The organism is Kribbella sp. NPDC055110, assembly GCF_053607525.1.
Genome location: NZ_JBSGTS010000030.1, coordinates 14,279 through 29,058, shown reverse-complemented (window position 1 = coordinate 29,058; position 14,780 = coordinate 14,279). Strand labels below are relative to the sequence as shown.

The following is a 14,780-nucleotide window of genomic DNA, read 5'->3' as shown; positions in this document are numbered from 1 at the left end:
AAACGTCCAGTCTGGAAGGAATCTGATGTCCGAGAACCATGAGCCCCTGCCCGGCGAGGCCTCCGCGGAGAGCCGCGGCGAGGCCGAGACCGGTGGCTGCCCGGTGAACCACGGTCAGGGCGTGCACCCGACCAGCGGGAACGCCAACCGCGAATGGTGGCCGAACCAGCTGAACCTGAAGATCCTGGCCAAGAACCCGGCCGTCGCGAACCCGCTCGGCGAGGAGTTCGACTACGCCGCGGAGTTCAAGACCCTGGACCTGGCCGCCGTGAAGGCGGACATCGCCGACGTACTGACCACCTCGCAGGACTGGTGGCCGGCCGACTTCGGGAACTACGGCCCGCTGATGATCCGGATGGCCTGGCACAGCGCCGGCACGTACCGGATTCACGACGGCCGCGGCGGCGCGGGAGCCGGGCAGCAGCGGTTCGCGCCGCTGAACAGCTGGCCGGACAACGGCAACCTGGACAAGGCCCGCCGGCTGCTGTGGCCGGTGAAGAAGAAGTACGGCCAGAAGATCTCCTGGGCCGACCTGCTGATCCTCACCGGCAACGTCGCGCTGGAGACGATGGGCTTCAAGACCTTCGGGTACGCCGGCGGTCGCGAGGACGTGTGGGAGCCGGAGACCGATGTGTACTGGGGTCCGGAGACCACCTGGCTCGACGACAAGCGGTACTCCGGTGACCGCGACCTCGAGCGCCCGCTCGGTGCGGTCCAGATGGGCCTCATCTACGTGAACCCGGAAGGCCCGAACGGCAACCCGGACCCGGTCGCCGCGGCGCGCGACATCCGCGAGACGTTCGGCCGGATGGCGATGAACGACGAGGAGACCGTCGCGCTGATCGCCGGTGGTCACACGTTCGGCAAGACCCACGGTGCCGGCCCGGCGGAGAACGTCGGCGCCGAGCCGGAGGCCGCGTCGATCGAGCAGCAGGGCCTGGGCTGGAAGAGCACGTACAACACCGGCAAGGGCAAGGACGCGATCACCAGCGGCCTCGAGGTCACCTGGACCACGAAGCCGACGCAGTGGTCGACCGACTTCTTCGACATCCTGTTCGGCTACGAGTGGGAGCTGTCGCAGAGCCCGGCCGGCGCCAACCAGTGGGTCGCGAAGGACGCCGAGGCGATCATCCCGGACGCGTACGACGGCCCGAAGAAGCTGCCGACGATGCTGACCACCGACCTGTCGCTGCGGTTCGACCCGATCTACGAGCCGATCGCGCGACGGTTCAAGGAGGACCCGGACGCGTTCGCGGACGCGTTCGCGCGCGCCTGGTACAAGCTGACCCACCGCGACATGGGTCCGATCGTCCGGTACCTCGGCTCCGAGGTCCCGAGCGAGGTGCTGATCTGGCAGGACCCGCTGCCCGCCGTCTCGCATGAGCTCGTCACCGAGGACGACGTGACCGCTCTGAAGGCCGCGATCGCTGCATCCGGTCTGTCGGTGTCGCAGCTGGTGTCGACCGCGTGGGCGTCGGCGTCGACGTTCCGTGGCAGTGACAAGCGCGGCGGCGCCAACGGTGCCCGCATCCGCCTGCAGCCGCAGAGCGGCTGGGAGGTCAACAACCCCGACGAGTTGGCGCAGGTACTGCGGACGCTCGAGGGCATCCAGCAGTCGTTCGCGAAGCCGGTCTCGCTGGCCGACGTGATCGTCCTCGCCGGCGGTGTCGGTGTGGAGATCGCGGCGAAGAACGCCGGGTACGACGTCGTCGTACCGTTCACGCCTGGTCGGGTCGACGCTTCCGCGGAGCAGACCGACGCGGACTCGTTCGCCGCGCTCGAGCCGGTCGCGGACGGGTTCCGCAACTACTACGGCAAGGGCAACCGGCTCCCCGCCGAGTACCTGCTGCTCGACCGCGCGAACCTGCTCAAGCTGAGCGCTCCGGAGCTGACAGTCCTGGTCGGTGGTCTCCGCGTCCTCGGTACGAACTACGACGGTTCGAAGTACGGCGTACTCACCGACAACCCTGGCACGCTCACGAACGACTTCTTCGTGAACCTGCTCGACCTCGGCACCGAGTGGCACGCCGCCGACGAGAGCCAGGAAACGTTCGAGGCCACCGTCGACGGTGAGGTCAAGTGGACCGGCACCCGCGCCGACCTCGTCTTCGGCTCGAACTCCGAACTCCGCGCCCTCGCCGAGGTCTACGCGAGCGACGACGCCCAGCAGAAGTTCGTCGACGAGTTCGTCACCGCCTGGCACAAGGTCATGGAACTCGACCGCTTCGATCTCCACCGCTAAACCCAACGAACCGGCTCCCCCTCGCCAGGGGGAGCCGGTTTCGTATGCCCGCGCCGCGAGCCACCTCGCCCCGTTGCTGCTGCCCCGCGCCGGGTTGGGGAGGATATCCCTCCCGATCCGGGAAGAAACCCTCCCCAACTCACCGGACTCAGGTGGTGCAGGTTCGAGGCGCGGTTGACGGAGGTGTTGAGCCGCCGTCCGGGTCGACGAGGACGGGGCGTAGGTCGGCTATCTGGAGGGGGATCGAGCGGCTGAAGTCGAGCGGGATGTCGCCTTGCATGCCGCCGCCGGTCCAGTGGACGGTCCAGTACGCCGTCGCCGTGACGTTGTAGGTGCCGGACTTCTCACAGCGGGAGGACTTGCTGTACTTGAAGCCGCAGGTTGGTGACGAGGGCATGTCCTTGAGGGACTTGCCGGCTGCCATCTCGCGGGTGAACGCAGTGCCGGCGCCTTTACAGGTGACAGCGTCGCCGGCACCCATCGACCACTCGATGCGGTCGACGGTGCCGGTCGCGGTAATGGAGACACCGCCGAGCGCCGCGGTCTTGGTCTGCGGCCCGGTTGTTGTCGGCCCAGGATCGGTGACCCACATCCAGATCGGCACGTTGACGATGCCAACATGATCCGCACTCTGCACGTACGGCGAGACTCGCAACTGCGGCGCAACAAAGGTCATCGTCTTCACGACTTGCCGAGCCGCAACCCGCGGATCGATCGTCCGAGTCTCGCCCGGCGGCCGATTGACCGACTCCATGATGATCTCGCCGAAGGGCTTGCCGTCGACGATGCCGAGAATCTTCCAGCAGCCGTAGAACTTTGTGCCTGGCGGATAGTCGCTGACCCCGGTCGCGATATCCAGCGACCTCGGCGCGACCAATGGGTACAGATAGCACCCTGATGCTGCATCAAAGAACCCATCGGCGGTCCGGCACGGCACGACCTGTCCTTGGAAAACGCAGGCAGACCCACCGGGCTTCTTGACCCCAGGCGTCGTCTTCACGGTCTCTTTAGGCGGATCCCCACCGTCGCCGACGGAGTAGACACACTGTCCGTTGACCCGACTGATGACGCAGCCAGGTCGTTGAGGGGTCGGGTCAGCCACCGCCGCGGACAGACCGACGATGGATAGAGCGGCCGCCAGGGTAGCGAGCTTGACGATCAGCATGTTGCAGCCTTCCGGCTCTGCGCGAAGTCGGCCCTCCAGGCGCCCTGGGTTCGGCGCATGCGCATCTCGTCGATGGTTTGGTTGGGTGTGCCGGGAAGCTTGACGCTCTTACCCTTGGCATCGACAGCGACGGCCGTGGTGGAGTCAACACACGCTGTGAGAATCAGGTTCGTGATCTGACCGTGGGCGTCTGGCTTGCCGATCGTCAGTGGCTTGATCCAAATGACCTGCTGCGTGCCGACAGAGTGCCATTTCTTACCGCGGAAGATCTCCGCCTGGTTGAGTTCGGCCGCCAGCATGACCCCGCTGGCGTACCTCTTCAATGCTGTTACGTTGACGCCGCCGCTCCTGTAGGAGGTGTCCGTAGCCGCGACGAAACCCCGGTACGCCGCCGACGCGGCCGCTACCGCTTGCGTCTCGGGTGAATCGCTGGGAGTGGGAGACGGGGTGGGCGATGAGGCGGGCTGGGTTGTGTTGGGGTGGCCGGCTTCGGGGGAGCCTTGGCAGGCGGTCAAGGCTAGGAGGACGCAGAGGGCTGCGAGGGCGGGTCCGAAGGCCGGGTGGCGCGGCATGGGGGCTCCGTTCTGGATGCTGGTGATGTAAGCGTCGCATACGGAGGGTGTTCGTTGGTCGGGTTATCCACAGAGCCGTGGCTTCCTGCCAGCGTGGCCGGCGGGTGTGGATAAGTGGGTTTGCGTAGGCGGCGGCGTCGTAGGGTCGGGGGTATGGCTACTGAGGGTTCGGGGATTCGGGCGGTGGAGGACGTACGGCGGGATCTTGTGGGGGTGCTGGGGCGGTTCCGGCGGGGGCGGGGGGTGGCGTTCAGCTTCGGGGATGGTGGGGTGCCGGAGGCTGTGCTGCTCACGTATGACCAGTTCGAGGACCTTGGGGGTGAGTCGAAGTTCGAGCGTCGTCCTGGCGTGGTCGCGGCGGAGGTCGTGGGTGCGGAGCTCGTGGGGATGGTGGCTGCGATTCGGTACGGGTCGTTCGCGCCGGTGGTGTGGGGTGACGCCGGTGAGCCGGAGGCCGTGATCATGTCGACCTCGCAGTACCGCCAACTGCGTGGCGACGACGAACCCCCTCCCGGCACGATCGACGATCCGACCCGCCGCGTCTACGCCAGCGAGCCGCTTCCGACTAGCCGCGCCATGACCCTCGACGAAATCGCTGCGATGATGGGGCCGGAGGCCGTGAAAGATCTTGAGGAGTTGCGCCGCGCGGACGACGAGATCCCGTGAGTGGCGCGCCGCAGTACGAGGTCATTGTCTGTGACAAGTTCGCCGAGGACCTGAGACGGCTCGCAGCCGACGCGCGCGCCGATCCACGCAAGGTCTACCTTCGGCAACAGGTGCTTGCCGAGATGAAGCGTCTGGCCGAGGGGGGGACGGACGGGCGGCATGCGTTGGGGTATGAGTCTGGGAAGGGGGATCTGCGGGACTGCGTCACTGCTTATCTGCAGTCTGATCCGCAGGAGAAGGCGGACTATCGGCTGGTGTTTCGCGAGATGCCGCCTGAGGCCGGCGGTCTGCCCCGGCGGGAGCTGCTGGCCGTGAAGCCTCGGCAGGGTTCCGGCAACATCTACGAGCACACGTGCGCTCGGCTCAATCGGAACCTCCACGACCGTCAGCCGGGTCTCAATGCGTTCGGTGATCGTATGCCCAGCCTGAAACAGAACCAGGCCCAGCGCCAGGCCGAACTCGAGGCCAATCGCGCCATCGCGCACGCCTTCGCCGGTCAGGTGCCCTTGGCAACATCTCGTTCGTTGGCGGCAGCCCAGTTCGGTGTTCGCCGTAGAGACTCTCCAGCAGACTCTGGGCGTGTCCTCGACCGCTGACGACTGAGCAGTCGAGAACGTGCTGTTGACGATGGCGTTCGCGGTGCCCTGAGGCTGTACGGCGGCCTGTTGGCGCGGCCTGAGCAGCGGATACGGATTGTCTGACCACGGGCTGTGATGGAGCTTGTTCGGTCTTCGCCTGCGTGACAGGCTGGCTGGGTTTGTACTCGGGCGGAAGGGGTCTGGCATGCGGTTTCATCATGATCGGGAACCGGCGGGGGACCTGACCTTCAGCGACGTGTTTCTGGTGCCCAACCGGTCTCGGGTGGCGTCGCGGCTGGATGTGGACCTGAGGACCGCGGACGGGGCCGGGGCGTCGATTCCGGTGGTGGCGGCGAACATGACCGCGGTGTCGGGGCGGCGGATGGCCGAGACGATCGCGCGGTGTGGCGGCCTCGCGGTGATTCCGCAGGACATCCCGGTCGACGTGGTCGCCGACGTGGTTGGCTGGATCAAGGAACGGGATCCGGTCCACGACACCGCCCTGACGCTGCCGCCGACCGGGACTGTGGGCGAGGCGCTGAACCTGCTGCCGAAGCGCAACCACGGTGCGGTGATCGTCGTCGACCAGGGCCGGCCGGTCGGCGTGGTGACGGAGGCCGACTGCTCCGGTGTCGACCGGTTCGCCCAGCTGGACGCGATCATGTCGCGTGAACTGCTGACGGTTCCGTACGGCATCGACCCCGAGACGGCGTTCGACCAGCTGCACGACGGCCGGCATCGGCTCGCGCCGGTCGTCGACACGGACGGCCGGATCGTCGGCATCCTGACCCGCGAGCGCGCCCTCCGCGCCACGCTGTACGAGCCGGCACTCGACGCCGGCGGCAAGCTCCGCGTTGCCGCCGCGATCGGGATCAACGGCGACGCCGAGCAGAAGGCGAAGGCGTTGCTGGATGTCGGTGTCGACGTTCTCGTCATCGACACCGCGCACGGTCACCAGGAGCGGATGCTAGAGGTGGTCGAACGAGTGCGTGCGCTCGGCCCGAAGGTGCCGATCGTGGCCGGGAACGTCGTCACCGCGGAAGGTGTCACGGACCTGGTGAACGCCGGCGCGGACATCGTGAAGGTCGGTGTCGGCCCGGGCGCGATGTGCACGACCCGGATGCAGACCGCCGTCGGGCGTCCGCAGTTCTCCGCCGTGCTGGAGTGCGCGACGAGGGCGCGCGAGCTCGGCAAGCACGTGTGGGCGGACGGCGGCGTACGGCATCCGCGTGATGTCGCGCTCGCGCTGGCCGCGGGGGCGTCGAGCGTGATGATCGGGTCCTGGTTCGCCGGTACGTACGAGTCGCCCGGCGACCCGCACCGGGACAGCGAGGGCCGGATCTACAAGGAGAGCTTCGGGATGGCGTCGGCCCGCGCCGTCCGGTCCCGGACCGCAGAGGACTCGCCGTTCCAGCGGGCCCGGAAGAGCATCTTCGAGGAGGGCATCTCGACCGCCCGGATGTACCTCGACCCGGAGAACCCCAGCGTCGAGGACTTGCTGGACTCGATCGTCTCGGGCATCCGCAGTTCCTGCACGTACGTCGGCGCGGCCAACCTGACCGAGTACCACGAGCGCGCCGTCGTCGGCCTGCAGACGGCAGCCGGGTACGCCGAGGGCAAGCCGCTCGACACCAGCTGGCTGTAATCGACTTCAGATCCTCACCCCCGGAATGAGACCGGGGGCCCGGCAACATCATGCGCCGGGCGATGGTCACGCTGGGCGATCGGTGGCACGGTATAGGCAACAGGGGGAGGAAGGGCACCGAACCATCCGTCGGGGGGTCGGGGTCACGCCGGGGGCGGCGGGACCGATCGACGCGGGGGCTCAACAGTCACTGGTGTCCTGCTCGTGGTCGTGGGTGGTGCAGGGGTTCGGCCGAGGCTTGGGAGGGCGACTCGGGAACCCGCAGGCACCACCCGCGACTACTGTGCTGTGCTCAACACACTTGATCACCGGCGGCGTCCGGCGCATAGTCGAGTGATCGATTCCGCAAGGTTTGTGGGGAGCCGGCGTCGTGGACGCAGACAAAGGCGCCCCGCTGCGGGTTGACGCGGAGACAGCGATCATCCTGCGCGAGGCGTACCACAAGATCGAAGCGTTGTTCCGGTCCGACCATTACGGTCTGTACGACTACGTCCGGGTGGTGGCCGGGAAGATCGCGCGCGTGGACGCCTTCTTCGTCGGGTTCCTGCAGGGCAGCAGCCGGGTGCGGTACCCCTACGGGTACGACGACGGCGAGTACGTGAACCCGGACACCCACATCTTCGGGCCGAACGGGCAGACGGCCTGGCTGATCAAGCATCGGCACACGTACCGGTTCGCCTACGACAACGGTGCCACCCTGCACGCCGGCGTACCGGTGGGTGACCTGCGGCGGCGGTCCGGCGACGCGGTCACGGTGCCGATCTTCCGGCCCGCGAAGGACGGGCCCGATCAGCTGTTCGGGATGCTCTCGATGCAGAGCTACGAGCCCAGGTCGTACGACGACAACGCGGTACGGGCGTTCGAGTGGTTGTGCGAGGTGGTGGAGCGGGTCCTGACCCGGGAGGGCGAGGACCGGGAGGCGCTGCGCCGGCTGCCTGCGGGTGACGTCGGCCCGAATCTGCTGACGTCCGACCACGTGATGGAGTACCTGACGCACCGGGTCGCGTCGATCCGGGAGATCGCGGCCGAGGCGCTGGACGAGCCGGACGTGAGCACCGCCGTACACACGCATCTGGAGCGGATCGTCGACGCCGCCGAGCACATCCAGTCCGAGCTGATCGAGATGCTGATGGAGACCGATGAGGGCCCTGAGCGCCGGTTCACCAGCCTGACGAAGGCGCAGCAGGGCGTCGCCGTGCTGCTGACCGACGGTCTCGACAACGACCAGCTGGCGGCCGAGCTCGGCGTCAGCCTCAACACCGTCAAGACCCACCTCAGCGCGATCCTCCGCAAATACGGCTTCCGCAACCGCTCCCAGGTCGCCGACGACGTCCGCAGGTACCTGGCCCGCTAGTACGAGCGAGCCACGTAGGCCACCAGATCCGGTTCGTTGTCCTCGACGGGTAGTGAGCCGTCCGGGCGTTGCAGGCAGCGGACCGTGATGCCGGATTCCGCCAGGCGGTCCTCGCCCCCCTCGCCGACCGCGTCGTACGGGATGCGCGCCCAACCGGACGCGGCGGCGTCGATCGCCTCGTCGACGGTGGATACATCGGTGATGCGGGCGGTCTGGCGAGCGGTCGCCTCGGACAGGAGGTGCGCCTGGTCCGCCTCGATCCCGGCTACGACGTGTGCGGTCAGTGCGGTCAGGTTGACGGCGGTCTTGGCCGAGTCGCGCAATCGCCGTACGACGGTTGCGTTGCCGGCGGCGAGGTCGCGGGGGCCGACCTCGACGCGGATCGGGACGCCCTTCAGCTCCCAGTTGACCGCGCGGCGCCCGAACGGCTGGTCGGCGCGGTCGTCGACGGTGACGCGCAGACCGGCCGCCGTCAGCTCGTCGGCGATACCACGAGCCGCTGCGATCGCCTCATCCTTCACCGCAAGTACGACGACCTGCACCGGAGCGACCGCGGGCGGGACCCGGAGGCCCGCGTCGTCGCCGTGCACCATGATCAGTCCGCCGACCATTCGGGTGCTGCTGCCCCAGGACGTCGTCCACGCGAGCTCGCGGCGCCCTTCGCTCGACAGGTACCCGATGTCGAACGCGCGCGCGAAGTTCTGCCCGAGCTCGTGCGACGTACCCATCTGCAGGGCCTTGCCGTCACCCGTCATCGCTTCGAGCGTCATCGTGTTCACCGCGCCCGCGAACCGTTCCCGCCGCGTCTTGCGGCCGACCACGACCGGGATTGCCAGGACGTCGACCATGACCTCGCGATAGACGTCGTACAGGATCTTCGTCGCGAAGGCGCGTGCGTCCTCGGCGGAGACGTGCGCGGTGTGCCCTTCCTGCCAGAGGAATTCGGTGGTGCGCAGGAACAATCGCGGACGGAGCTCCCAGCGGACGACATTCGCCCATTGGTTCAGTAGCAGCGGGAGGTCGCGGTAGCTCTGGACCCACTTCGCCAGATACTCACCGACAACGGTTTCCGACGTCGGCCGGATGACCGCGGGCTCCTCGAGCTGCTTGCCGCCGGCATGCGTCACGACCGCGAGCTCCGGGCTGAAACCCTCGACGTGCTCGGCCTCGCGCTGCAGGTAGCTCTCCGGAATCAGCAGCGGAAAGTACGCGTTCTGCGCCCCGGTCGCCTTGATCCGCCGGTTCATTGCCTCCTGCAACAGTTCCCAGATCCCGTACCCGTACGGTCGTACCACCATGGTCCCCCGCACCGGCCCGTTGTCAGCGAGCTCGGCCTTGGCAATCACATCCTGGAACCATCGCGGAAAATCCGTCGCCTGCGCAGCAAGCACGGAACGGGAAACTGTCATGACGGTCAGTGTAGGAAGCTCCCACGATGCCGTGCCACGCATTTCCGGCCGCCGCTATCAGCGGACTCTCAGTCGGCGAAGTTCATCCGGGAGTGCCCGGGCGTTCACCACCGGGCCGAAAAGTTGGCCCGTATCCCCTCGGATCTGGAGGAAGTTGTGAGAGTACGTCGTGCGCCTGTGATCTCCGCGTGTCTGGCCCTGATCGGGCTCGCGGTCGGGATTCCGACCGCTGCCGCCGACCGGGGACCGGAGCCCTACACCTTCGCGGTGATCGGCGACATCCCCTACGGTGCCGCGCAGATCGCCCGGTTCCCGAAGGTGGTCGACCAGATCAACGCGGACGAACCGGTCCAACTGGTGACCCATCTCGGCGATATCAAGGACGGCTCGTCGGTCTGCAGTGACGAGTACTTCGCGCAGGTGAAGACCCAGTTCGACCGCTTCGCGGACCCGCTCGTCTACACCGTCGGCGACAACGAGTGGACCGACTGCCACCGGGTGAACAACGGCGGGTACAACCCGTTGGAGCGGCTGGCGAAGGTCCGGCAGGTGTTCTTCCCGAAGGCCGGCCGAACGCTGGGACAACACCCGGCGAAGGTCGAGAGCCAGGTCGCACAGGGCATCCCGGAGGACGTCCGCTTCACCCGCGGCGACGTCGCGTTCGCCGCCCTGCACATCGTTGGCAGCAACAACAGTATGGCGCCGTGGACCGGTAAGACCGCGCCGACGCCGGAGCAGACCGCCGAGGTGCTGAACCGGACGGCGGCCGTGATGCAGAGCATCCGCGACACGTTCGCCCAGGCCCGCGACGAGCACAACCGGGCCGTCGTACTGCTGACGCAGGCCGACATGTTCGACCCGACCGTGACGAACCCGTCGTTCGCGGACTACTACGCGTTCCAGCCGATCGTGCAGGAGATCGCCCGCGAGGCGGCGAACTTCCGCGGCCCCGTGTACCTGTTCAACGGCGACAGCCACGTCTACAACAGCGACAAGCCGCTCGGTGCGAACTCGGCGTGGACGAAGTTCTACGGTCTGACCGCGCCGGTGGAGAACCTGTCCCGGATCACCGTCGACGGATCGACCGCCGACAACGACTACCTGCGCGTGACGATCGACTCGCGCAACCCCGCCGTACTGAGCTGGACCCGCGTCCCGTTCACGTCCTGACAACGCCGAAGGGCGCCTGGTGGTCACCGGGCGCCCTTCGGTTTGGTTCAGAGTGCGGCGAGGGTTTCGTTCCAGGTCTTGGAGGGTCGCATAATGGCTGCTGCCATGGCCGGGTCGGGCTGGTAGTAGCCGCCGAGGTCGGCCGGGTTGCCCTGGACCGCGATCAGCTCGTCGACGATGGTCTGCTCGTTCGCGGCGAGGGTCTCGGCGAGCGGGCCGAACGCCTTGGCCAGGTCCGCGTCGTCGGTCTGGGCGGCCAGCTCCTGCGCCCAGTACAGGGACAGGTAGAAGTGGCTGCCGCGGTTGTCGATCCCGCCGACGCGACGGGTCGGGGACTTGTCCTCGTTCAGGAAGGTGGCGGTCGCCCGGTCGAGGGTGTCGGCCAGGATCTGCGCCCGCGCGTTGCCGGTCGCCTGGGCCAGGTGCTCGAAGCTCGCGGCCAGCGCGAAGAACTCGCCCAGGCTGTCCCAGCGCAGGTAGTTCTCCTTGACCAGCTGCTGCACATGCTTCGGCGCCGAGCCGCCCGCGCCGGTCTCGAAGAGGCCGCCACCGGCCATCAACGGCACGACCGACAGCATCTTCGCGCTGGTGCCCAGCTCGAGGATCGGGAACAGGTCGGTCAGGTAGTCGCGCAGCACGTTGCCGGTCACCGAGATCGTGTTCTCGCCGCGGCGGATCCGCTCCAGCGACAGCTTGATCGCGTCCACCGGCGCCAGGATCTTGAGGTCCAGGCCCTCGGTGTCGTGCTCCGGCAGGTACTCGTTGATCTTCGCGATGATCTGCGCGTCGTGCGCGCGGGTCTCGTCCAGCCAGAACACCGCCGGGTCGCCGGTCGCGCGGGCCCGGGTGACGGCCAGCTTGACCCAGTCGCGGACCGGGGCGTCCTTGGTCTGGCAGGCGCGGAAGATGTCACCGGGCTCGACGGCCTGCTCGAGGACGACGTTGCCTCCTGCGTCGACCAGCCGGACGGTGCCGGCGGTGGCGACCTCGAAGGTCTTGTCGTGCGAGCCGTACTCCTCGGCCTTCTGCGCCATCAGGCCGACGTTCGGCACCGAGCCCATGGTGGCCGGGTCGAACGCGCCGTGCGCGCGGCAGTCGTCGAGGACGACCTGGTAGATGCCCGAGTAGCTGCTGTCCGGCAGTACGGCGAGCGTGTCGTGCTCGGCGCCGTCCGGACCCCACATGTGGCCCGACGTACGGATCATGGCCGGCATCGACGCGTCCACGATCACGTCCGACGGGACGTGCAGGTTCGTGATGCCCTTGTCCGAGTCGACCATCGCGAGCGCCGGGCCGTCGGCCAGCTCGGCGTCGAACGAGGCCTTGATCGCGTCGCCGTCCGGCAGCGCGGACAGGCCGTTGAGGATCCCGCCCAGACCGTTGTTCGGGGACAGACCGGCCTTCGCCAGCGTCTCGCCGTACTGCGCGAAGGTCTTCGGGAAGAACGCCCGGACGACGTGGCCGAAGACGATCGGGTCGGAGACCTTCATCATCGTGGCCTTGAGGTGGACCGAGAACAGTACGTCGTCGGCCTTCGCCCGGGCGATCTGCGCGGTCAGGAACTCGCGCAGCGCGGCGACGTGCAGGACCGAGGCGTCGACGATCTCACCGGCGAGCACCGGGACCGACTCGCGCAGCACCGTCGTGGTGCCGTCCGCGGCGGCCAGCTCGATCCGCAGCGAGCCGTCGGCCGCGATCACGGCCGACTTCTCGGTGGAGCGGAAGTCGTTCGCGCCCATGGTGGCGACGTTGGTCTTCGAGTCGGCGGTCCAGGCGCCCATCCGGTGCGGGTGGGTCTTGGCGTAGTTCTTCACCGAGGCCGGCGCGCGGCGGTCCGAGTTGCCCTCGCGCAGCACCGGGTTCACCGCGGAGCCCTTGACCTTGTCGTAGCGAGTCTGGATCTCCTGCTCCTCGTCGGTCGTCGGCTCGTCCGGGTACTCCGGCAGCGCGTAGCCCTGGGACTGCAGCTCGGCGATCGCGGCCTTCAGCTGCGGCACCGAGGCCGAGACGTTCGGCAGCTTGATGATGTTCGCCTCGGCGTGGTGCGTCAGCTCACCGAGCTCCGCGAGCGCGTCCGCGACCCGCTGGTCGTCCTTCAGGTACTCCGGGAAGAGGGCCAGGATCCGGCCGGCCAGTGAGATGTCCCGGGTCTCCACGCCGACACCGGCCTGGCCGGCGTACGCCTGGACGACAGGGAGGAACGAGTACGTGGCGAGCGCCGGAGCCTCGTCGGTGTGGGTGTAGATGATCGTCGAGTCAGTCACGGGCCCACCTTATCCGGCGTACGGCGGACTCCTACGTGGGCCGGATCACGCCTGGAGGTCGTCCGGATGGGCCAGTGTGATGCCCGCCGCGACGGTGACCGCGCTGGTGAACGCCAGCGTGTCGATCGGGGAGGACGCCGCCACGGTCGCGCCGGACAGGGACGCGAGGCCCTTGGCGCCGTCCCACGTGCAGTCGACGAACACCGCTTTGGCCGCCTTGACCTGGGAGAACTCCACGCCGGACAGGTCGCAGCGCCGGAACACCGCGCCGGTCAGGTCGGCGGAGACGAAGTCGGCGCTCTGCAGCCGGCAGTCGGTGAGCTCGACCTTGAAGAACTTCGCGAACCGGAACGACGCGAAGTCGAGCACGGTGTCCTGGACGGTCACGTGCTGGAGGCTCGCGCCCGGTCCGGCGAACCCGATCATCCGGGAGCCCGTGATCGCGACCCGGGTCAGGGCCGCGTCGGACCAGCGGGAGTTCGCAAGGTCGCACTGCGCGAGCTCGGTGTCGACCAGGATCAGCTTCTCCAAGTCGGACCCGGCCAGTTTGCTCCGGGTGAACCGGCAGCCGCTGATCTCGACGTGCTCGGCCTCCAGATCACTCAGGTCCACGTCCTCCAGACCCAGATCGAGCAACCGCTCCTCGTCCTCGATCTCCTCGGGCAGGCTGGACTCGAGCTCGGCGCGCAGTCGGGGCGCGGCGATCGTGGCGGGTTTCCGGGGTGGCATGGCGTCAACCTAGCGGCGTCCACCGACAACATGCGGACGCCCACCACTCATCAACTGCCGCTCGCCGGCGCGACTCACGCTCAGCCGGCGGCTAGAGGTGGCCTTCGGCCGCAGTTGGTGAGTGGCTGACGTCCGCCTCAGGATCTGAGGTAGTGAGCGGCGGCGCCTACGAGTGCCGATCGCTCGGTGTCCTGCGTCGCGGAGGCGCGGAAGTCGAGGACTGATTCGACCAGGTCGAAGGCTCCGGAGATCGAGCCGCCGAGGACCGTCTGCGTTACGCCGAAGCGGTCCAGCCACGGGTGGAGGGCGGCGGCCAGGTCGGTGAAGCAGGCTGTCAGCACCTCGCGGGCGGCGGTGTCGCCGGTGCGGGCCCGGTCGGCGATCTCCTTGACGCCGGGGGCTTCCGTTCCGGTGCTCTCGGCGTACCGGCGGAGGATCGCGCGTGCGGAGATCGAGTCCTCCAGCGGCTTCCCGGCGTACGACGTCCTGTAGAGCTCACCGCCCGGCGGGACGGTGCCGCCGTCTCGGACCACGCGGCCGTCGGTGAGGAACGCCGTACCGATGCCGGTGCCGATCGTGACGCCGACGCAGCGTTCGACGCCGCGGACCTCGCCCGCGGTCCACTCGCCGACCGCGAACGCCTCCGCGTCGTTCATGAACAGCAACCGGTCGATGCCGAGTTCGCCGCTCAGTGCGGCGCCGAGATTGAACCCGTACAGCTGGTCGAACTTGCCCTGCCCGCGGTACCACGCGACCCCGGTGGCGAAGTCGAACGGACCGGGCAGGGCGACCGCCAGACCGTTTGCCAGCGGCAACTTCCGGGCCGTCTCCGCGAGCTGCTCGACCACCACCTCGGCGGCCTGCTGCGACTCGAGCTTCGCCCGGTCCACCTCGGTCACGTCCCACGTGCCGGGCGCCACCACGGCCGCCGTGACGTGGCTTCCCCCGATCTCCAGCACAGCTACGTCCATCCGGACATCATCGCA

The 14,780-nt window shown here is 68.2% G+C and carries 12 protein-coding genes; 6 read left to right on the top strand and 6 right to left on the bottom strand.

All coding sequences use genetic code 11. The annotated features are described in order from the left end of the window. The first annotated feature begins 25 nt into the window (after positions 1–25). Positions 26–2,242, top strand: a complete 2,217-nt coding sequence (gene katG, locus ACWF0M_RS32800) for a catalase/peroxidase HPI (protein ID WP_452239619.1) — start codon at positions 26–28, stop codon at positions 2,240–2,242. A gap of 148 nt (positions 2,243–2,390) precedes the next feature. Here the strand turns inward: katG and ACWF0M_RS32795 are convergent, their stop codons facing one another. After that, positions 2,391–3,407 (bottom strand): hypothetical protein, encoded by a 1,017-nt coding sequence (locus ACWF0M_RS32795; protein ID WP_452239618.1) that lies wholly within the window; start codon positions 3,405–3,407, stop codon positions 2,391–2,393. Then, complete coding sequence (locus ACWF0M_RS32790; protein ID WP_452239617.1) at positions 3,401–3,730, bottom strand: hypothetical protein; 330 nt, start codon at positions 3,728–3,730, stop codon at positions 3,401–3,403. Before ACWF0M_RS32790 ends, ACWF0M_RS32795 begins: the two co-directional genes overlap by 7 nt. Before the next feature lie 402 nt (positions 3,731–4,132). Here ACWF0M_RS32790 and ACWF0M_RS32785 point away from each other — a divergent pair, with 402 nt between their 5' ends. The 4 genes from ACWF0M_RS32785 (at position 4,133) to ACWF0M_RS32770 (ending at position 8,222) form a co-directional block, all read left to right on the top strand. Beyond that, positions 4,133–4,645: a hypothetical protein gene (locus ACWF0M_RS32785; protein WP_452239616.1), complete on the top strand. Its 513-nt coding sequence runs from the start codon at positions 4,133–4,135 to the stop codon at positions 4,643–4,645. Further along, entirely contained in the window at positions 4,642–5,241 is a 600-nt protein-coding gene (locus ACWF0M_RS32780) for a hypothetical protein (RefSeq protein ID WP_452239615.1), read from the top strand. The genes ACWF0M_RS32785 and ACWF0M_RS32780 overlap by 4 nt, the downstream gene beginning before the upstream one ends. Positions 5,242–5,428: 187 nt before the next feature. Next, positions 5,429–6,868, top strand: coding sequence for a GuaB1 family IMP dehydrogenase-related protein (locus ACWF0M_RS32775; protein ID WP_452239614.1), 1,440 nt, complete (start codon positions 5,429–5,431; stop codon positions 6,866–6,868). A 370-nt stretch (positions 6,869–7,238) separates the two neighbouring features. Then, on the top strand, positions 7,239–8,222 hold the full coding sequence (locus ACWF0M_RS32770) for a helix-turn-helix transcriptional regulator (RefSeq protein ID WP_452239613.1): 984 nt from the start codon (positions 7,239–7,241) through the stop codon (positions 8,220–8,222). On the opposite strand, the gene proS is transcribed toward ACWF0M_RS32770, so the two are convergent. Next, positions 8,219–9,631, bottom strand: a complete 1,413-nt coding sequence (gene proS / locus ACWF0M_RS32765; protein ID WP_452239612.1) for a proline--tRNA ligase — start codon at positions 9,629–9,631, stop codon at positions 8,219–8,221. The two genes, ACWF0M_RS32770 and proS, sit on opposite strands and share 4 nt — an antisense overlap. A 156-nt stretch (positions 9,632–9,787) precedes the next feature. Between proS and ACWF0M_RS32760 the strand changes: the two genes are divergently transcribed. Further along, the gene (locus ACWF0M_RS32760; protein ID WP_452239611.1) at positions 9,788–10,801 is read left to right on the top strand and encodes a metallophosphoesterase; all 1,014 of its coding nucleotides are present in this window, start codon (positions 9,788–9,790) and stop codon (positions 10,799–10,801) included. A 47-nt stretch (positions 10,802–10,848) separates the two neighbouring features. Here ACWF0M_RS32760 and ACWF0M_RS32755 read toward each other — a convergent pair whose 3' ends face one another. The 3 genes from ACWF0M_RS32755 to ACWF0M_RS32745 form a co-directional block, all read right to left on the bottom strand. After that, positions 10,849–13,065, bottom strand: a complete 2,217-nt coding sequence (locus ACWF0M_RS32755) for an NADP-dependent isocitrate dehydrogenase (protein WP_452239610.1) — start codon at positions 13,063–13,065, stop codon at positions 10,849–10,851. Between the two features lie 45 nt (positions 13,066–13,110). Next, positions 13,111–13,794: a pentapeptide repeat-containing protein gene (locus tag ACWF0M_RS32750; protein WP_452239609.1), complete on the bottom strand. Its 684-nt coding sequence runs from the start codon at positions 13,792–13,794 to the stop codon at positions 13,111–13,113. 137 nt (positions 13,795–13,931) lie between these two features. Next, on the bottom strand, positions 13,932–14,765 hold the full coding sequence (locus ACWF0M_RS32745; RefSeq protein WP_452239608.1) for an ROK family protein: 834 nt from the start codon (positions 14,763–14,765) through the stop codon (positions 13,932–13,934). Between the last annotated feature and the right edge of the window lie 15 nt (positions 14,766–14,780).